This window comes from Microbacterium jepli, assembly GCF_047237905.1.
In the GTDB taxonomy this organism is placed as follows: Bacteria; Actinomycetota; Actinomycetes; order Actinomycetales; family Microbacteriaceae; genus Microbacterium.
In genome coordinates this window covers 407,116-425,674 of the sequence record NZ_JBDFLW010000003.1, presented here as the reverse complement: position 1 = coordinate 425,674, position 18,559 = coordinate 407,116, and the positions used below count along the sequence as shown (strand labels likewise).

At 72.2% G+C, this 18,559-nt stretch carries 16 protein-coding genes; 5 read left to right on the top strand and 11 right to left on the bottom strand.

Annotated features, from left to right (window positions below):
* Window positions 1-16: 16 nt before the first annotated feature.
* Window positions 17-3,517, bottom strand: a complete 3,501-nt coding sequence (gene rpoB, locus ABC304_RS02640; RefSeq protein WP_412928766.1) for a DNA-directed RNA polymerase subunit beta — start codon at window positions 3,515-3,517, stop codon at window positions 17-19.
* A gap of 331 nt (window positions 3,518-3,848) precedes the next feature.
* Here rpoB and ABC304_RS02635 point away from each other — a divergent pair, with 331 nt between their 5' ends.
* A complete protein-coding gene (locus ABC304_RS02635; protein WP_412928764.1) occupies window positions 3,849-6,449 on the top strand; it encodes an ATP-binding protein in 2,601 nt (866 codons plus the stop codon).
* A 12-nt stretch (window positions 6,450-6,461) separates the two neighbouring features.
* Here ABC304_RS02635 and ABC304_RS02630 read toward each other — a convergent pair whose 3' ends face one another.
* From ABC304_RS02630 to pxpA, 3 genes are read right to left on the bottom strand one after another with little or no spacing between them, the layout of a single operon-like run.
* Window positions 6,462-7,349, bottom strand: a complete 888-nt coding sequence (locus ABC304_RS02630; RefSeq protein ID WP_412928763.1) for a 5-oxoprolinase subunit C family protein — start codon at window positions 7,347-7,349, stop codon at window positions 6,462-6,464.
* Complete coding sequence (locus ABC304_RS02625; protein WP_412928762.1) at window positions 7,346-7,996, bottom strand: 5-oxoprolinase subunit B family protein; 651 nt, start codon at window positions 7,994-7,996, stop codon at window positions 7,346-7,348. Before ABC304_RS02625 ends, ABC304_RS02630 begins: the two co-directional genes overlap by 4 nt.
* Window positions 7,990-8,748 carry a 5-oxoprolinase subunit PxpA gene (gene pxpA, locus ABC304_RS02620; protein WP_412928760.1) on the bottom strand — a complete coding sequence of 253 codons (759 nt, stop codon included), beginning with the start codon at window positions 8,746-8,748 and terminating at the stop codon, window positions 7,990-7,992. The genes ABC304_RS02625 and pxpA overlap by 7 nt, the downstream gene beginning before the upstream one ends.
* A gap of 72 nt (window positions 8,749-8,820) precedes the next feature.
* On the opposite strand from pxpA, the gene ABC304_RS02615 reads away from it, so the two are divergent.
* The 3 genes from ABC304_RS02615 (at window position 8,821) to ABC304_RS02605 (ending at window position 10,979) form a co-directional block, all read left to right on the top strand.
* Entirely contained in the window at window positions 8,821-9,687 is an 867-nt protein-coding gene (locus ABC304_RS02615) for a spermidine synthase (RefSeq protein WP_412928759.1), read from the top strand.
* Between the two features lie 228 nt (window positions 9,688-9,915).
* Window positions 9,916-10,443, top strand: a complete 528-nt coding sequence (locus ABC304_RS02610; protein ID WP_412928758.1) for a hypothetical protein — start codon at window positions 9,916-9,918, stop codon at window positions 10,441-10,443.
* Window positions 10,444-10,490: 47 nt separating this feature from the next.
* Window positions 10,491-10,979: a SprT-like domain-containing protein gene (locus ABC304_RS02605; RefSeq protein ID WP_412928757.1), complete on the top strand. Its 489-nt coding sequence runs from the start codon at window positions 10,491-10,493 to the stop codon at window positions 10,977-10,979.
* On the opposite strand, the gene ABC304_RS02600 is transcribed toward ABC304_RS02605, so the two are convergent.
* The gene (locus ABC304_RS02600; RefSeq protein ID WP_412928756.1) at window positions 10,976-11,623 is read right to left on the bottom strand and encodes a 2-phosphosulfolactate phosphatase; all 648 of its coding nucleotides are present in this window, start codon (window positions 11,621-11,623) and stop codon (window positions 10,976-10,978) included. The two genes, ABC304_RS02605 and ABC304_RS02600, sit on opposite strands and share 4 nt — an antisense overlap.
* A 184-nt stretch (window positions 11,624-11,807) precedes the next feature.
* On the opposite strand from ABC304_RS02600, the gene ABC304_RS02595 reads away from it, so the two are divergent.
* Window positions 11,808-12,326, top strand: a complete 519-nt coding sequence (locus ABC304_RS02595) for a hypothetical protein (RefSeq protein ID WP_412928755.1) — start codon at window positions 11,808-11,810, stop codon at window positions 12,324-12,326.
* Between the two features lie 55 nt (window positions 12,327-12,381).
* Here the strand turns inward: ABC304_RS02595 and ABC304_RS02590 are convergent, their stop codons facing one another.
* The 6 genes from ABC304_RS02590 to ABC304_RS02565 form a co-directional block, all read right to left on the bottom strand.
* A complete protein-coding gene (locus tag ABC304_RS02590) occupies window positions 12,382-13,881 on the bottom strand; it encodes an ABC transporter permease (RefSeq protein ID WP_412928754.1) in 1,500 nt (499 codons plus the stop codon).
* A complete protein-coding gene (locus tag ABC304_RS02585; protein ID WP_412928753.1) occupies window positions 13,878-14,741 on the bottom strand; it encodes an ABC transporter ATP-binding protein in 864 nt (287 codons plus the stop codon). Before ABC304_RS02585 ends, ABC304_RS02590 begins: the two co-directional genes overlap by 4 nt.
* 90 nt (window positions 14,742-14,831) lie before the next feature.
* Entirely contained in the window at window positions 14,832-16,031 is a 1,200-nt protein-coding gene (locus tag ABC304_RS02580; RefSeq protein ID WP_412928752.1) for a glycoside hydrolase family 3 N-terminal domain-containing protein, read from the bottom strand.
* A gap of 84 nt (window positions 16,032-16,115) precedes the next feature.
* Entirely contained in the window at window positions 16,116-16,778 is a 663-nt protein-coding gene (locus ABC304_RS02575) for a response regulator (protein ID WP_412928751.1), read from the bottom strand.
* Window positions 16,775-17,926, bottom strand: coding sequence for a sensor histidine kinase (locus tag ABC304_RS02570; RefSeq protein WP_412928750.1), 1,152 nt, complete (start codon window positions 17,924-17,926; stop codon window positions 16,775-16,777). The genes ABC304_RS02575 and ABC304_RS02570 overlap by 4 nt, the downstream gene beginning before the upstream one ends.
* 76 nt (window positions 17,927-18,002) lie before the next feature.
* The gene (locus tag ABC304_RS02565; RefSeq protein ID WP_412928749.1) at window positions 18,003-18,488 is read right to left on the bottom strand and encodes an Lrp/AsnC family transcriptional regulator; all 486 of its coding nucleotides are present in this window, start codon (window positions 18,486-18,488) and stop codon (window positions 18,003-18,005) included.
* Window positions 18,489-18,559: the final 71 nt, after the last annotated feature.

The window sequence follows — 18,559 nt, the reverse complement described above, 5'->3', positions numbered from 1 at the left end:
GTCGCTGTGGGCCGGGTCAGATCTCGTCGATGGACGAAGACTCGAAGCGGCTGGAGATGTTGATGCCGAGTTCCTCGGCAGCGCGGAAGGCGTCGTCGTCGGTGTCGCGGAGGTTGACAGCCGTGCCGTCGGCCGAGAGGACCTCGACGTTCAGGCAGAGCGACTGCATCTCCTTCATGAGCACCTTGAAGGACTCGGGGATGCCGGGCTCCTGGATGTTCTCGCCCTTGACGATCGCCTCGTATACCTTCACTCGGCCGAGGATGTCGTCGGACTTGATCGTCAGGAGCTCCTGCAGCGCGTAGGCGGCGCCGTAGGCCTCGAGGGCCCACACCTCCATCTCGCCGAAGCGCTGACCGCCGAACTGCGCCTTACCACCGAGCGGCTGCTGGGTGATCATCGAGTACGGACCGGTCGAACGGGCGTGGATCTTGTCGTCGACCAGGTGGTGCAGCTTCAGGATGTACATGTAGCCGACGGAGATCGGGGCCGGGAACGGCTCGCCGGAGCGGCCGTCGAACAGCAGCGTCTTGCCGGTCGAGTCGATCAGGCGGTCGCCGTCGCGGTTCGGGATCGTGGAGTCGAGCAGACCCGCGATCTCGTCCTCGAAGGCGCCGTCGAACACCGGGGTCGCGACCTTGGTGCCGGCCGGGGCCTCGAACGCCTGCTCGGGCAGCTTCGCCGCCCACTCCGGAGTGCCTTCGACCTTCCAGCCCTGCTTGGCGATCCACCCGAGGTGGAGCTCCAGCACCTGGCCGAAGTTCATGCGGCCGGGGATTCCGAGCGGGTTGAGGATGACGTCGACCGGGGTGCCGTCCGCGAGGAAGGGCATGTCCTCGACGGGAAGGATCTTCGCGATGACGCCCTTGTTGCCGTGGCGTCCGGCGAGCTTGTCGCCCTCGGTGATCTTGCGCTTCTGAGCGATGTAGACCACGACGCGGCGGTTGACGCCCGAGCCGAGCTCGTCGTCGCCGTCCTCGGCGTTGAACTCCTTGACCGCGATGATCGTGCCCTGCTCGCCGTGGGGCACCTTCAGGGACGTGTCGCGCACCTCGCGGCTCTTCTCGTTGAAGATCGCGCGGAGCAGGCGCTCCTCGGCCGACAGCTCGGTCTCACCCTTGGGCGTGACCTTGCCGACGAGGATGTCGCCGGGACGCACCTCGGCGCCGATGCGAATGACACCGCGCTCGTCGAGGTCCTTCAGCAGGTCGGGGCTGACGTTGGGGAGGTCACGGGTGATCTCCTCCTTGCCGAGCTTCGTGTCGCGGGCGTCGACCTCGTACTCCTCGATGTGGATCGAGGAGAGGGTGTCGTCCTTCACCAGGTTCTGGCTGAGGATGATCGCGTCCTCGAAGTTGTGGCCCTCCCAGGTCATGAACGCGACGAGGAGGTTCTTGCCGAGCGCGAGCTCGCCGTTCTCCGTCGCGGGACCATCGGCGATGACCTCGCCCTTCTCGACGCGCTCGCCGGCCGAGACCACGACGCGCTGGTTGTAGCTCGTGCCCTGGTTGGAGCGGTCGAACTTGCGCAGGAAGTAGTCCTGCGTGCCGCCCTCGTCGAGCTGCACGGTCACGACGTCGGCCGAGACCTCCAGGACCACACCGGCACGCTCGGCGGTGACGACGTCACCGGCGTCGACGGCCGCGTAGCCCTCCATGCCGGTGCCGACGACCGGCGACTCGGAACGCAGGAGCGGAACGGCCTGACGCTGCATGTTCGCACCCATGAGGGCGCGGTTGGCGTCGTCGTGCTCGAGGAACGGGATGAGCGAGGTCGCCACCGACACCATCTGGCGCGGGGAGACGTCCATGTAGCCGATCTCCTCGGCGTGGAACAGGTCGACCTCGCCGCCGTTTCCGCGACGGGCGAGCACGCGCTCGTCGGCGAAGCCGCCGTCGGCCTTCAGCGCGACACCGGCCTGGGCGACGATGTAGTCGTTCTCCTCGGACGCGGTGAGGTAGTCGATCTGGTCGGTGACCTTGCCGTCGACGACCTTGCGGTACGGCGTCTCGATGAACCCGAACGCGTTGATGCGCGCGAAGGAGGCGAGCGAGCCGATCAGACCGATGTTCGGGCCTTCCGGGGTCTCAATGGGGCACATGCGGCCGTAGTGCGACGGGTGGACGTCGCGGACCTCGACACCGGCGCGCTCACGCGACAGACCGCCGGGGCCCAGGGCCGACAGGCGGCGCTTGTGGGTCAGACCCGCGAGCGGGTTGTTCTGGTCCATGAACTGCGACAGCTGCGACGTTCCGAAGAACTCCTTGATCGCGGCGACGACGGGGCGCACGTTGATCAGGGTCTGCGGCGTGATCGCCTCGATGTCCTGCGTGGTCATGCGCTCGCGGACGACGCGCTCCATGCGGGACAGACCGGTGCGCACCTGGTTCTGGATGAGCTCGCCCACCGCGCGGATGCGACGGTTGCCGAAGTTGTCGATGTCGTCGGTGTCGAGGCGGATCTCGGCCGGCTTGCCGCCGCGCAGACCGTCGAAGGTCGTGTCGCCGCGGTGCAGGCGCACCAGGTACTTGATCGTCGCGACGATGTCCTGGACGGTGAGCACCGACTCGGCCAGCGGGGTGTCCAGGCCGAGCTTCTGGTTGATCTTGTAGCGACCCACCTTGGCCAGGTCGTAGCGCTTGGCGTTGAAGTAGAAGTTGTCCAGCAGCGCGCGGGCGGCCTCGGCGGCGACCTGCTCGCCCGGACGGAGCTTGCGGTAGATGTCGCGGAGCGCGTCCTCCTTGGTGAGGATCGTGTCCTTGCTCAGCGTCTCCTCGATGGAGTCGAAGCCGGCGAACTCCGCCATGATGTCCTCGGTCGTGAGGCCGAGGGCCTTGAGGAAGACGGTGACGGACTGCTTGCGCTTGCGGTCGATGCGCACGCCGACCTGGTCGCGCTTGTCGATCTCGAACTCGAGCCAGGCGCCGCGGCTCGGGATGACGCGGGCCGAGACGATGTCCTTGTCGGACGTCTTGTCGGGCGTCTTGTCGAAGTACACGCCGGGCGAGCGCACGAGCTGCGACACCACGACGCGCTCGGTGCCGTTGATGATGAACGTGCCCTTGCCGGTCTGCAGGGGGAAGTCGCCCATGAAGACGGTCTGCGTCTTGATCTCACCGGTCTGGTGGTTCATGAACTCGGCCTCGACGTAGAGCGGGGCCGCGTACGTCTTGCCGCGCTCCTTGCACTCCTCGATGGAGTACTTCTCGGGCTCGAGGTAGGGGTTCGTGAACGAGAGCTGCATCGTCTCGCTCAGGTCCTCGATCGGCGAGATCTCCTCGAAGATCTCCTCGAGGCCGCTGATCTCGGGAACATCGGTGCGACCGGCGGCCCTGGCCGCGGCGACGCGTTCCTTCCACGCGTCGTTCGCGACGAGCCAGTCGAAGGACTCCGTCTGCAGGGCCAGGAGGTCGGGGACCTCCAGCGTGTCGGAGATCTTCGCGAACGACAGGCGCGAAGCGCCACGGCCGTTCTTGATGTTGGTGGTGGGGTTGGATGCGTTGTGCGCAGCAGCCAAGGGGATAACCTCCGAGAAGCCCGGGTCAGGGGCTCAGTTCCTTGTGGTCAGGTGGAGTGCTCAGTCATCCCCGAAGCCTTCGCAGCGCGCGCCGCAATATGCACGGGGGAGCGAAAGCGCCGCCGACCACCATATGAGGGCAGGGGAATGGGAGCGCAAAGAACAACTATACGGCGGATGACGCGCCGTGTCCAGTCCGGTTCTTGACGACCTCCCCATCCTGCGGTATAACCGCGCGATCACCCGGAAACATGCAGGATCGCAGTGCCCGCACTGGCCGGATCGACGTCTTTGAGGCCATGATGTCGGCATGGATGCGATGAGGCATCCCGTGATCCGCACCCCCGATCAGCGGATCCGGGTGTTCGTCAGTTCGACGCTGCGCGAGCTCGCAGACGAGCGAGTCGCCGTGCGTGCCGCCATCGAGCGTCTGCGGCTGGCGCCGGTCATGTTCGAGCTCGGCGCCCGCCCCCATCCGCCACGCGAGCTGTACCGCTCCTATCTCACCCAGAGCGACGTGTTCGTGGGTGTGTACGGCGACAGCTACGGCTGGGTCGCGCCCGGGGAGGACGTCTCGGGGCTCGAGGACGAGTACCGCCTCGCGCCACCGGGCATGCCGAAGCTCATCTACATCCGCGAGTCCGTCGCGCGCGAGCCGCGGCTGCGAGCGCTGATCGACCGCATCCGGGACGACGACACCGCCGCCTACATGTCGTTCCAATCGGCGACGGAGCTGGAGGATCAGGTCGCCGGCGATCTGGCCACGCTGCTTGCGGAACGCTTCGACCAGAGCACCGCGTCTCCGATGCCCGACCCGGCGGCAGGGGGCCTGGTCTCGCGGGTGCCCGTCACGTACACGCCGACGATCGGGCGGGAGGCGGAGGTGGCGGCGCTGCGCGCGCTGCTCGATCTGCGCCGCGATCGTGTCCTGAGTCTCATCGGGCCGGGTGGCATCGGAAAGAGCCGCCTCGCGATCGAGGCGGCTGCCGCCTGCACCGACCTGTTCCCCGACGGCACGTACTTCGTCGGCCTGGAGAACGTCCTGGAGACCGGCCTGCTGCTGCCCACCATCGCCTACGCGCTCGGCATCAGGGACAACGGCGAGGCGGTTCTGGAGGAGCGCATCTCGCGGGCGCTCGAGGACCGGACGGTGCTGCTCGTCCTCGACAACTTCGAGCAGATCGTGGATGCCGCGCCGCTCCTGGTGCGACTGTTCACCGTCGCGCCCACGGCCACCTTCCTCATCACGAGCCGCGTGGTGCTGCGCATCCGAGGCGAGCGCGTCATCGAGGTCGGGGCCCTGAGCGTGCCCGAGCACGACGCCCCCCGCACACTGGAGCGAGCGTCCCGGTCCAGCGCCGTCGCCCTGTTCGTCGACCGCGCGCAGGCCGCGAAGCCGCTGTTCGCTCTCACCGAGGACAACGCCGGCGCGGTGATGGACGTCTGCCGCCGGCTGGAGGGCGTGCCGCTGGCGATCGAGCTCGCGGCGGCCAAGGTGCGCACGCTGACACCGCAGGCTCTGGCGGAGCGGCTCTCGCGAAGCCTGCCCGTCCTGACGGCGGCGGTGCGCGACCTCCCCGAGAGGCACCGGACGATGCGGGCGACCCTGGACTGGAGCGTCAGCCTGCTCGCCCCCGCGCACCGCGCCCTGCTGGACGATCTCGGGGTCTTCGCCGAGCGGTTCACGCTCGACGCGGTCGAGGCGGTCGGGTCGAACAGGCCGTGGGAGGGCTCGGTCCTGGAGGGGGTCGCGGCGCTCGTGGACGGATCGCTCGTGACCCAATCGGAGGTCGACGGCCGACCCGTGCTCTCGCTGCTGTCGCTCGTGCGCGAATACGCCCTCGAGCGGCTCAAGGCATCCGGAGGCGTCGAGGCGATGCGCGCCGCCCATGCCGCGCACTACAGCGCGCTCGTCCGGCGGATCGCCCCCGGCCTTCGCGGACCCCGGCAGGCCGAAGCCCTCGCGGAGCTCGGGCTGGAACTGGCGAATCTGCGCGCCGCGGTGCGCCACCTGGTCCACACCGGTCGCCTCGACGACGCCGGCGACGTCGCGTGGGATCTCCTCATCTTCTGGTGGATCATGGGGCTGTTCGGCGGCGTGCGGGTCTGGATGCTCGAGCTGCTGTCGAAGGAGGCGCCGATCACCGCCCACACCCGCGCGGTGGCGTGGTTCTACGCCCTGTGGGGCGAGATGTGGCAACGGCCGGCCGAGGAGGTGGTCGCCGGGCTGACCGAGTGCCTGCGCCTGTTCCGCGAGAGCGGGGACGACGATGCCGCAGCGATGACGCTCGCCGCACGTGCGACCGCACGTGTGCAGCTGCCGCAGCCCGACGTCGACGCGGCTGCCGGGGAGCTCGCGGAGGCGGTGGCGCAGCTGCACGCCCTCGGCAACGCCTGGGGCGAGGCCATCACAGAGGTGTCGCTGGGGCGGGTCGCCTGGCTGCGCGGCCCGCTCGGGGAGGCGGTCGACCACTTCGAGAAGGCGGAGGCCGTCGCCGACGCGGGCGGCGACCTGTTCACCCGGTCGATCGCCGGCAACCAGATCGGCCGCCTTCTGCTGCTCCGGGGTGAGGTGGACCAGGCCGAGACGCGATTCGTGCGCACCCTTCTCGATGCCGTCCGCCTGCACCACGAGGAGGGCGTCGCCTTCGGTCTGGAAGGCCTGTGCGCGGTCGCCTCCGCGCGCGGCGAAGCAGGCAGGGCCGGTGAACTGTCGGCGGCCGCGGCATCCATCCGCCACCGGATCGGCGTGTTCGACGTCGAGGCCTTCACCGTGCACACGCCCTCGCTCGACCACGCCAGGACGACGGATCCGGAGGCGGTGGCCGACGGCGAGCGACGCGGGGCCGAGATGACCGTCCGGGAGGCGGTCATCTCCGCCCTGCCTGCCGCTGCCCGAGACGCCGTCGACCCGCTGCTGCGCCGCTGGTGACGCCGTGCCCGCTCAGCGCGCGTGCCGGAAGCGGATGCCGGTGCCCGGCCGCACCTGCGCGAACAGGTCGAGCGCAGCATCCGCCACCACGGCGATCACCGGATAGCCGCCCGTCACGGGTCCGTCGGCCAGGAGGACCACCGGTCGCCCGTCGGGCGGCACCTGCAGTGCGCCCGGCACCATCCCCTCGCTCGGGAGTTCCCCCGGCACGATGCGCGGCAGGGGCGGTCCGTCGAGGCGCACCCCGACCCGATCGGCCTGAGCGCTCACCGTCCATGTCCGCTCGAACAGCAGGGCGTGGGCGGAAGCGTCGAACCAGTCGGCCCGCGGACCCGCGGCCAGCGGCACCTCGATGGCGGTGTCGTGCGGCGGGCTCCACGGCATGAGCTCCCCCACGGGAATCGGCCCCGCCGGAGTGCCGACGGCGACCACGTCTCCCGCCCGCAGCGGCGCCGGCCCGAGTCCGGCGAGCAGATCGGTCGACCGGGACCCCACCGAGAGCGGCACGTCGATGCCCCCGCGCACGGCGAGGTAGCCCCGCAGGCCCGCGGCGAAGGGCTCCCACGTGAGCTCCTCCCCCGCCGGCCAGGGGTGCGCGGCATACGGGTCGACGTCGCGGCCGGCGATGCGCAGCCGTCCCCACGCGCCGGCGGCCGCGACCCACAGCTGGGCGAGCGCGGTCGCGGTGAAGCCGCCGAGGGTGATCTCGAGGACCGCCGCTCCCTCGTCGTTGCCGAGCAGGCGGTTCGCCGCGCGGAGGGCGCCGCGGTCGAGGGCGCCCGAACGCGAGACGCCAAGCGAGGCGAGCCCGCCGCGGCCGAGGTCCTGCACGGTCGTGAGGAGTCCCGGAGCGTCGATGCGGAGACCTCCCTCGGACCGTCCGGGGTCGGCGGCGGTCACGGCTGCACCTCGCGGAAGCGCACCGACGTCCCCGGTGAGAGGCGGGCAGGGGACGCGGCATCCGCATCGAAGAGCGACGCGGTGTCGGTGGGATCGAGGGTGCCGATGAGGCGCCAGCCGCCCGGGGTGTCTCGGGGGTAGGCGCCGGTGAAGCCGGCCGCGAGGCCCACGGCACCGGCCGGGACGCGCGTGCGCGGGCTGTCGAGCCGCCGCACGTCGTGGGGCCACCCGTCGGCGACGAGGTAGCCGAAACCGGGTGCGAAGCCGGTGAAGGCGACGGTCCAGGCGGCGTCGCGGTGGGCGCGGATCAGCGCAGCGCGATCGAGTCCGAGGAGCGCGGCCGTGCTGTCGAGATCGGGGCCGTCGTAGCGGATCCGCAGCTCGACCTTCGCGCCGGTGGCGTCGCGCGCGACGGGTGGGATGTCTGCGGCGGCCGTGCGCTCCACCCAGGCGCGGGCGGCGGCGAGGGGCAGCACGCGCGGGTCGAGATCGATCAGCACGGTGCGCGCCGCCGGCACCAGGTCGCGCACGCCGTCCGGCCGGGCCGCGTCGAGCCGCGCGCGCAGGTCGAGCACGGCGGCGAGGTCGTCCACCTCGATCAGCAGCGCGCGGTCTCCCATCGGCAGCACGCGCACGTCGGTCACCACGGGGCCCGCACCGCAATGCCGGCGCCGTCGAGGGCCGCCCGCACCGCGCGCGCCATGGCGACGGCGCCCGGGCTGTCGCCGTGCACGCACAGCGACGCGGCCGCCACCACCACGTCGGAGCCGTCGACCGCGTCGACGACGCCGTCGCGCACGAGCCGCACGGCGCGGGCCGCGACGCGCGCGGGGTCGTCGAGCAGCGCGCCGGGCCGGCCCCGCGGCACGAGTCCGCCGTCCGGAAGGTAGCCCCGGTCGAGGAACGCCTCGCGCACGAACCCGAGTCCGGCGACCGTCGCGGCCCGCTCGATCTCTCCGCCGAGTCCCAGGATCGGGATGCTGCGCCCCGCCCTCTCCGACAGGTCGGCCACCACGGCCGCCACGGCCGCCGCCTGCTCGGGAAGCGTCGAGACCGCGTGGTACAGCGCGCCGTGCGGCTTGACGTAGCGGATGTCCGCTCCGTCACCCGCGAGGGCGTCGAGCTGACGGGCGACCTCGGCGCGCAGCATCCGCGGGTCCATGTCGTCATGTCGGGTGCGCCCGAAGTCCGCCCGGTCGGCGTACGACGGATGCGCGCCGACGGCGACCCCGAAGCGTGCGGCGCGCTCGACGGAGGCGCGGCGGGAGGCCTCGTCGCCCGCGTGCCCGCCGCACGCGATGCTCGCGCTGGAGATGAGGGCGAACATGGCCTCATCGTCGGCGGTGGGCACACCGTCGACCGTCTCGCCGAGGTCGGCGTTGAGGTCGATGCCGGTCACGCCCTCACGCTAGCGGGCGGCGTGCGGGACGCGGGGCGCCGTCGCGTGGGGGCGGACGCTAGCGTTGAGCGCATGGCACGCGCCCGGGTGGAGCCCGACGACCACCCGCATCGGCGGCTCTCCGACGGGACGATCGCCCGCATCGTGCCCTCGGGTTTCACCACCGGCTACGAGCTCGACGTCGCCGGGACGCCGCAGTCGCACGTCGACCTCGACGATCCGCGGCACCTCCACTTCGAGTACGTCGGACGGATGGCCGCGGTCATCGACCAGCTGCGGATGCCGGGGCAGCCGCTGACCGCCGTGCACCTCGGGGCGGGGGCGCTGACGATCCCGCGCTACATCGAGGCGACGCGTCCGGGGTCGCGGCAGCAGGTGATCGAACTCGAGCAGGCGCTGGTCGACCTCGTGAAGGAGACGCTGCCGCTCCCCCGCGGCGCGGCCATCCGCACACGCATCGGCGACGCGCGGGAGGGCCTCACCCGGCTGCCCGCCGCCCTGACCGGTGCGGTCGACCTGCTGGTATCGGACGTCTACTCGGGCTCGCAGACCCCGGCGCACCTGACCTCGGTGGAGTTCTACCGCCTCGCCGCCGGCCTGCTCGCACCCGACGGCGTGCTGCTGATCAACGTGGCCGACGGCTCCGGGCTCGCCTTCGCTCGCCGGCAGGTGGCCACCGTGCACGCGGTGCTGCCGTCGGTCGCGGTACTCGCCGAGGTGCAGGTGCTCAAGGGGCGCCGGTTCGGCAACCTCGTCGTGGCCGCCTCCCCCTCTCCACTGCCGACGACGTGGCTCCCGCGGCTGATGGCGGCCGGCCCGCATCCGGCAAAGGTTGCTCAGGGTGACGAGCTGGTCGAGTTCATGCGCGGCGCCCGCATCGTCACGGACGCGGATGCCACGCCGTCACCGCGACCCGCGGCATCCCTCTTCGAGCGCTGATGCGCCCGTCCGTACTTCCGTGCACGGGCATTCCGGCGGGCCGGCCGCGCGACACGCCGGGCCGCAGCATCCGCTGGACGGCGTGTCGGCCCGCGGACCCGCCGTAATGTCCGGCGGAGGGAATCCGAGAGGGCGACGGAGCGGCGTGCCCACCGGCCCGACGGGGCGATCGCGGGCAGACTGTGAGGGCATCAGCGCACACATCGCCGGGCAGGAACGGAGCCGACAGTGAGCTATATCCGCGGATATGACGCCGACACCCTGCGGGAGATCGTCGACGCGCGCGACTGCAAACAGCGTCTCGACGAGATCGGCGAGCAGCGGAGCCTGCCAGCCCTGCTCGAGCGCGTCTGGCTGCTGAAGGTGCTCGACCGGCTCGACGAGGCGCTCGTCATCTCCGAGCAGTCCGTCCGGGTCGCCCGCATGGCCGGTACGCGGAAGGACCTGCTGCGCTCGCGCATCCTGCACGCGTCGGTGCTGCACGTGCGCGGCGCGTACGCCGCCGCCGAGCAGGAGCTCACCATGTGCGCCGACGAGGCCGAGGGCCAGAACTGGTCGGGCATCGCCGCGTTCGCCTACCAGCACCGCGGTAAGGTCTACTTCGACACCGAGGAGTTCGACCTCGCCCGCACCGACTTCAAGCGCGCGCTCTTCCTGCGCCAGGATGCCGGCGCTCGCGACGACCAGCTCGAGTCGACCCTGCTCGCCATCGACGCCGCCGACCGGCGCCGCATGCGCACCACGGTCGCCGGCTGAGCGCTCGAACGCCCTCGGTGTCCGAGGTCTGATCTAGCGTCGGAGTCATGTCGGAACTGCATCGCGTGCGTCACTGGGGCGAGGCGCTCGTGCGTCTGCATCTGGATGCCTCGTGGTCGTTCGCCTTCGACAACGCCAAGCGCCGCGCGGGCCAGTGCGATTACACGCGCAAGCGCATCACCGTCTCGCGTTACCTCGCGGCCCGCTACGAGGACGACGACAACCACCAGACGCTGCTGCACGAGGTGGCCCACGCGCTGGCCGGTCCCGATGCGGGGCACGGCGCCCGCTGGAAGAAGATCGCGCGTGAACTCGGCTACGTCGGCGGGGTGACGCACCACGGCGAGACCGCGACCGAACTCGCTCCGTGGATCGGCACCTGCCCTGCGGGTCACGTCGCCTACCGGCACCGGGCTCCCACGCGCGCGACCTCGTGCGTGAAGTGCGCCCCGCAGTTCGACGACCGCCACCTGTTCGACTGGCGGCGGCGCGAGATCAGCACGGCGACGAGGCGGGCGGCGCTGACGCCGCGCTAGACGTCCGCGGTGCCGGCCCCGAGCGCCCGGAACCCGTCGTCCATCCGCACCGGCACCACGTCGAGGTCGTCGAGAGTGGTCGCCGAGACGACGCGGCCGCGCTCATTCTTCGCGATCAGCCGCTGACCCGTTCCTCCCGCGGTGAGCAGGTGGCGCAGGGCTCCGCGCAGCCCGCGGAACGCCTCGATCGCCAAAGCGGCCTCGGGCGAGGTGTGGTCGACGCCCCGCAGCGAGAGCGCGTCGCCGATCGCGCCGGCGGCCAGGAGGTCCTCGATGGCGAAGCGCACGCCGGCCGGGTCGCGCTCCCCCGCCGCGATCAGCGAGATGCTGGTGCGCTCACCGCGGCGGCGCTGCTCGACCAGGACAGCCTCGGCCACCGCCGACGCGTTGCGCAGGCACCCGATCAGCACAAGAGCGTCCGACTCCGCCGCGCGCGCGGCCACCGGAGCGCCGTTGGCGGAACCTGTCACCGCATCGTCGTCGAAGCCGACCGCGATGCCGCGGGCCGCAGCATCCGTCATCGCCGTCGAGAACATCAGCACGTCGATGACCACGACGATGTCGGCGGGCGCGAGCCGGTCGAGCCCCTCCGTGCCCCACTCGAAGCGGACCTGGTAGCGCGACTGGGCGAAGGGCTGCGGCACCCCGTCAGCCTAGGGCGGGGCGCATCCCCGAGGGGCGCGTACCGGTCGTCGGGAGCGTCGCGACGCGTGGGGCGGGAGGTGGCGGTCGAGGTACCGACGGGCACCGCGAGCGGCGCCCTCCCAGCGACCGGTACACCATGCCGCCGATGGCGCCCGCCGACCGCGGGCGGTGTCAGGATGAGGCATGCGCATCCTGCTGAAGTTCGTCATCGACTGCGACGCCGATGCGGTGTGGCGGGCGCTGCACTCGCCCCGCGCGGTCGCGGAGCTCTACGGACCGCTCATGGAGATGAGCCCGGTCATCCCCGACGGCCTGCCGACGTCGTGGGAGTCCGGCGCCGAGGTGCCCGTGCAGCTGTCGCTCGCGGGCGCCATCCCGATGGGGCGGCAGATCATCGCGGCGAGCGACCGCTTCACCGAGGACGCGAACGGCCCGGTGCGCATCTTCCGCGACAGCGGCATCCCGCTCACCGGCCCGCTGTCGAGCCTCGACGTGTGGGACCACCAGATGGCCGTCGCCCCCGCACCCGGCGATCCGAGCAAGACGCTGTGGCGCGACCGCCTCGTCTTCGGCGGCCCGACCGCACCCGCCCTCTGGCCCGTCCTGTGGACGATGTGGCAGTGGCGCGAGGCGCGGGTGAAGGCGCTGGCGCCCTCGTGGGCGCACGACCCCGAGCTGTCGGCCCCGGACGCCACCGACTGACCGGGAAGACGACGGATGCCGCAGGCCCCGGGCCGCAGCATCCGTCGTCCTCTTCTCAACCGACGTCCGCGATGGCCTCCACGGGCGCGATCCGCGTCGCGAGGCGGGTCGGGACGACCGCGGCCACCAGGGTGAGGATCGCCGTCCCGACCACCACGGCCACGATCGGCCACAGGGGCACGGCCGGAGCCACGAGCGTCGAGACCGGTCCGGAGTCTGCGGACACGGGCACCGTGCCCAGCAGCGACTGCGCGCCCGCCCAGCCGTAGACGGTGCCGAGCACCAGGCCCGTGACGAGTGCGGAGATCGCGATATGCGCGGCCTCGATGAGCACCATGCGGCGCACCTGGCCGCCGCTGAGTCCGAGGGCGCGCAGCAGTCCGAGCTCGCGCCGACGCTGCACGACGCCGATCGTCAGCAGGTTCACCAGCCCGACGGCGGCGATGACGGCCGAGAAGCCGACGAGCACCATCATCACGGCGCTGAACGAGTCGATGAGGGTCGCCATGTCGGCGTCGAGCTCGCCTCCGGCCGTCGCCGTCAGCATCGCCTTCACCGACTCCGTCGCGACCGCGAACATCGTGACGAGGGTGACACCCATGACGACGCCGATCGCCATCCGCGACGACCGTTCCGGATAGCGCAGGGCGTTCTCCGCCGCCAGTCGCGCCGGCACGGACCGCCCGAACAGGCGCCCCGTCGCCCGGAGCACGGGCGGCATGAGGAAGGTCGCCCCGACGGCGAGTCCGGTGAACGAGAGGATGCCGCCGGCGAAGGCGACGACCACGCCGAGGGGCGTGATGAGCCCGAGGACCACACCGCCCGCGAGCAGCGCCCCGCCGGCCAGAAGGAGGACGACCGCCGCGGCGGTGCGGCCCGTGCGGCGGCCGACCTCGGCGCGCGGAGCCTCGATCGTGCCGCTCAGCGCCTGCAGCGGCGTCACGGTCAGCACACGACGGGACCCCGCCCACGCGGCGGCCCACGTGGTGAGCGTCACGACGACGGCCGGTACGAGCAGCACCGGCTGCACGACCGCGTACGCGAGGTCGCCGACGCCGAGGAGGGCCGAGGCGACGCCGACACCGGCCGCCGACAGCACGGTGCCGGCGATGAGCCCGAGGAAGGCGCCGACGGCACCGACCACGAGGCCCTGCTGAGCGACCTCCCGCCGCTGCGACCGCGCAGAGGCTCCGATGAGACGCATCAGCGCGATGCGGCGCGTGCGTCCCGCCACGACGGTCGCGAAGGTGTTGGCGGTGACGATCGCCGCGACGTAGACGGCCACGCCGACCAGGAGCACGGTGAGGAATCCGAGGATGAAGGCGAGCATCTCGCTGTCGCCGACGTACGGGTTGGCGCGGAGCAGGGCCGAGAGGTAGCCGGTCGTGCTGAGGAGCACGACGCCGAATCCCGCCGACAGCCCGGACACGAGGATGGTCGCGCCCATCCCCCGCTCGCGGATCCAGCCGAGCGGAGCGGATGCCGCGGCCCCGGGCCCGGCGGTGGAGTGCCCGCTGCGCGGTGCGAGGCGCGGAGCGGCGGCCACCGCGGTCATGCCGTCACCCCGCTGCCTGCCGCGACCGGCGCGCCGGACGCGAGGTCGGCGCCCGGCGCGCCCGTCAGGCCCTCGCCGTGCGTCGGGGCCGACGCCCCGCCGCTCGCCCGGTCGGACGCCAGCATGTACGCGCTGATCTCCTCCGCGCTCTGCCGGGGCTTGTCGGCGACGAGGCGCCCGTCGCCGAGGAATAGCACGCGATCGGCGTGAGCGGCTGCCACGGGGTCGTGCGTGACCATCGCGATGGACTGTCCGTGGTCGCGGCTGGCGGCCGCGAGCAGGCCGAGCACCTCGCGGCTGCTCGCGGAGTCGAGGTTGCCGGTGGGCTCGTCGGCGAAGACGAGGTCGGGGCCGGTCGCCAGGGCGCGGGCGATGGCCACCCGCTGCTGCTGCCCGCCCGACAGCTGATGCGGACGGTGCCGCAGCCGACCGCCGAGCCCGAGCGTCTCGATGAGCCCGTCGATGCGGGCGCGCTCGCCGGCGGTGGGCGTGCGGCCGTCGAGGTCGAACGGCAGCAGGATGTTGCCGAGGGCGTCGAGCGTCGGCACCAGGTTGAACGCCTGGAACACGAAGCCGACACGGCGCCGCCGCAGGATCGTGAGGTCGAGGTCGGACATGCCGGTCAGCTCGGTGTCGCCGATCCACGCGCGGCCGCCGGAGGGCGCGTCCAGCCCGGCCATGATGTGCATGAGCGTGGACTTCCCTGAACCCGAGGCGCCCATCACGGCGGTGAACTCGCCGCGGCGCAGGCCCACCGAGACGCCGGCGAGCGCGTGGACGGCGTGCTCGCCGTCGCCATAGGACTTGGTCAGCTGCTGGACGCGGGCCGCGAGGCCCAGGTCGGAGGAGGAGATTCGCATACCTCGACGCTAGGAATCGCGGTGCCCTTCGCACATCGGCCGAGCGGGGCATCCGATCGTCGTCGCCTACATCCGGAGGATGATCCGCGCTCAGCCGCAGGTGGCGAGACCCAGGTCGATCTTGAGACGCACGACGCGCGTCGCGGACTCCTCGACCCGGTCGGCGAACGTGGGATCGGCGGTCATCGCGGCCAGGAGGGAGTCGTGGAACGGCGCGACGGCCGCGGGGTCGGCGGTGAGCGCGATGTCGCCGCCGGCGGCGACGAACCTCGTCGCCCGCTCCTCCACGGCCGTCGAGGACACCGCCGCGGCCACGCCGATGTCGTCGCTCATGACGACCCCGTCGAAGCCGAGCTGTCCGCGCAAAAGGCCCGTCACGATCGGGCGCGAGAACACCGCCTCGCTCGCGGGATCCAGCTGCGTGTAGAACGCGCTGCTCATCATGACGACGCCGGCGCCCGCGTCGATGCCCGCCGCGAAAGGCCCGACGTCGCCCGCGCCGGTGACGGTGTCGGTCGTCCCCTCCGCTGTCACGTCGGTGTTGCCGGTCACCCTCCCGAGGCCGGGGAAGTGCTTGACCGTGGTGGCGACGCCGGCCTCCGTCATCCCCTCGACGAAGGCACGGACGGAGGATGCCGCGGCCACCGGATCGCTCGAGTACTGCCGGCCGTAGCCGCCGATCGGAGGGTTGCCGCGGCCGAGATCGGCGGGCACCGTGTCGGCGACGGGCGCGAGGTTCAGGTTCACCCCGGCCGCTGCCAGCTCGGCGCCCCACGAGCGGGCGGACTGCCGCAGAGCGTCCACGGGGAGAAGACCCTGCTCGACGCCCGAGGGCAGGTCGCCGAAACCCGGGCCGCGGAGCTGCTGGATCTGCCCGCCCTCCTGATCCGCCGAGACGAGAAGCCCGAGCCCGCCGGTGTCATCGCCCGCGAGCGACTGCAGATGGTCGGCGGCGGCGCGGGCGGCGGCGGCTCCGCCATCCCAGCCGCTGAGCAGCACGACCCCGGACAGGTGGTACGAGGCCACGAGCGGGTCGAGCAGGCCGACGTCCTCGTTCGACCCGAGGCCCGCGACGATGAGCTGTCCGGCGCGCTCGGCGGGGGTGAGCTCGGCGACGATCCGCTCGGCGCAGGAGAGCGTCGGGGTGAGGCTCGGCCGCGCGGTGGCGGTTGCGGCCGTCGTCGGGCCGGCCTCGACTGCGCGCGGCTCGGGCACGCACCCGCTGAGGGCGGCCACGGTGAGTCCGAGGGCTCCGGCGCAGGCCGCAGCGCGGAGGACGAGGCCGGTCACGCTCTTCACCCTAAGCGGGGCCTGCGACGCCCGGGCCCGCGCACGGCGGAGCGGGACGCCGCGGCCGAGACCGGCCACGCGCCCTCAGTCCGCCGCGGTCGCCAGACCGTGGGCGAAGGCGAAGACCACCAGCTGCACCCGGTCGCGCAGCCCGAGCTTGCCGAGGATGCGGCTGACGTGCGTCTTGACGGTGGCCTCGGAGAGGTACTCCCGCTCGGCGATCTCGGCGTTGGACAGCCCCCGCGCCGCGAGGGCGAAGATCTCCTTCTCGCGCGAGGTCAGCTCGTCGAACTCTCTCGGGACCGGCGGTGCGGTGGGCGCCGCGAAGTGGGCGAAGAGGTCGCGCGTCGCCGCGGCGGCGATCACGGCCGACCCGGCGTGCACGGTGCGGATGGCGGCCAGGAGGAATTCCGGCTCGGCGTCTTTAAGCAGGAACCCGCTCGCGCCCCCGCGGATCGCCCGAGCCGCGGCCTCATCGAGATCGAACGTCGTCAGCATGACGACGCGCGGCGGATCGGCCTCCCGCAGGATTTCGGCGGTCGCGGCGAGTCCGTCCATCACGGGCATGCGGATGTCCATCAGCACGACGTCGGGCTTGGCGGCGCCCACGGCGGCGATGGCCTCGCGACCGTCGGCCGCCTCACCCACCACCGTGAGGTCGGGCTGCGAATCGACGAGCATGCGGATGCCCGCGCGGAAGAGCACCTGGTCATCCACCAGCAGCACGCGGATCGGCTCCCCGTTCATACGGGTCCGCCGACCGGAAGGGTCGCCGTCACGGTGAACCGGCCGTCGGATTCCGCCGCGGTGAGGGTGCCGCCGACGAGCGACGCCCGCTCCCGCATGCCGATCAGGCCGTGTCCTGCCTCCGCGCGCCGGCCGGCGGGGCGCACCGGGTTGGTCACGGTCAGCTGCACCCGGTCGGGATGCCACGCGAGCCCGACGAGCACGGGCTCGCCGGTGCCGTGCCGCAGGGCGTTCGTGAGCGCCTCCTGCAGGATGCGGTACACCGCGAGCTGCACCGCGGCGGGCGGCTCACCCGGCGGCGCGGGGTCGACGTCGACACGGAGGGCCACACCGGCGCCGCGCACCTGGGCGTAGAGCTCCTCGAGATCCGCGATCGTCGGCTGCGGACCGTCCCCCTCCCGGTGACGGAGCTGGGTGAGCAGCAGCCGCACGTCGGCGAGCGCCGCACGGGCGGTCGACGAGATCGTCGCGAGCGCGGCGGGTGCCGCCGACGGGTCGGAGGATGCCGCGTACCGCGCCCCGTCGGCCTGTGCGATCACGACCGCCAGCGAGTGGGCGACGACGTCGTGCATGTCGCGCGCGATCGCGACCCGCTCCTGCTCGGCCATCGCCTCCGCCTCGGCCCGCTGCTGCGCCCGGCGCGTGGTGCGTGCGCGCAGTGCGGTGCGCACGAGCGCGCCGGCCGTCCAGGCGAGGAGCAGCCCGAACGTCGCCGCGACGTAGGTGACGAAGGCGAGCGACAGCACCGCGTCGTCGACGCCGAACGAGAAGCTGAGCGAGGAGGCGAAGAGGTACACGGTGATGACCGCCGCACCCACGAGCGACGATGCGAAGCCGACCCAGAAGACCGCCCGCGTGCCGTATGCCGCCGTCGTGTAGAGCACCGCCAGCACGGCCAGGTTGCTGGGCATCGGGCTGAGCCCGCCCGCCATCTGCACTCCGGCGCCGACCCACGCGACGCTCAGCGCGAGGACGGGAGACAGGCGGCGCAGGCCGACGGCGGCCGCCATCATCGCCGAGACGACCAGCCCCAGCGCGATCTCCACCGTGCCGGATCCCGGCGTGTGGAACCAGCTCGTGACCGCGAAGAACACCGCGGCCACGACGATGTCGACGGTCAGGCGCGTCGGGGTCAGGGGGCGGAACACGGTGTCACGCTACGCGAGCACGCCGGGCCGCGGCATCCGTCTCCAGAGGTATATCGAGCCCTGGCCGCGGGCTCCGTCAGGCGGCGGGCGCCGGCACGATCGACCTGTTCTCGAAATAGGTCTGCAGGACGATCGTCGTCCGGGTGTTGACCGCGGCCGCTGCGCGGATGTCGCGGATGAGCTCCTCCAGCGCACGCGGCGTCGGGACGCGCACGAACAGCATGTAGCTGGCGTCACCGGCGATCGAGTGGCAGGCCTCGATCGCGTCGAGGTGTTCCAGGAGCTCGGGGGCGGTGTCGGGCTGCCCGGGATCGAGCGGCGTGATCTCGACGAAGGCGGACAGGGGGCGACCCACCGCCTCCGCGTCGAGCACGGGGCGGTAGCCGGTGATGACGCCCCGGGACTCCAGGCGCCGCAGCCGCGACTGCACGGCGGAGACGGAGAGGCCGACCCGCGCCGAGAGGTGCGCGAGCGTCGCCCGCGCGTCCTCGGAGATGGCCCCGACGATGCGGACGTCGACGGCATCGAGTCTTTCGGGCACCGGGCCGCTGTGATCCACCATGGCCGTAAGGATATCCAGCGATCGACGCTTCAGCCGGAAGAATTCCTTTTCAGACGCGTTTCCCTCAGAAT

What these genes read in the sequence shown, in the direction of transcription:
- ABC304_RS02565 (WP_412928749.1), bottom strand. Translation starts at nt 18,488, where the DNA reads ATGGTGGATCACAGCGGCCCGGTGCCCGAAAGACTCGATGCCGTCGAC.
- ABC304_RS02595 (WP_412928755.1), top strand. Translation starts at nt 11,808, where the DNA reads ATGCGCATCCTGCTGAAGTTCGTCATCGACTGCGACGCCGATGCGGTG.
- ABC304_RS02575 (WP_412928751.1), bottom strand. Translation starts at nt 16,778, where the DNA reads ATGAACGGGGAGCCGATCCGCGTGCTGCTGGTGGATGACCAGGTGCTC.
- ABC304_RS02585 (WP_412928753.1), bottom strand. Translation starts at nt 14,741, where the DNA reads ATGCGAATCTCCTCCTCCGACCTGGGCCTCGCGGCCCGCGTCCAGCAG.
- ABC304_RS02615 (WP_412928759.1), top strand. Translation starts at nt 8,821, where the DNA reads ATGGCACGCGCCCGGGTGGAGCCCGACGACCACCCGCATCGGCGGCTC.
- ABC304_RS02590 (WP_412928754.1), bottom strand. Translation starts at nt 13,881, where the DNA reads ATGACCGCGGTGGCCGCCGCTCCGCGCCTCGCACCGCGCAGCGGGCAC.
- ABC304_RS02605 (WP_412928757.1), top strand. Translation starts at nt 10,491, where the DNA reads ATGTCGGAACTGCATCGCGTGCGTCACTGGGGCGAGGCGCTCGTGCGT.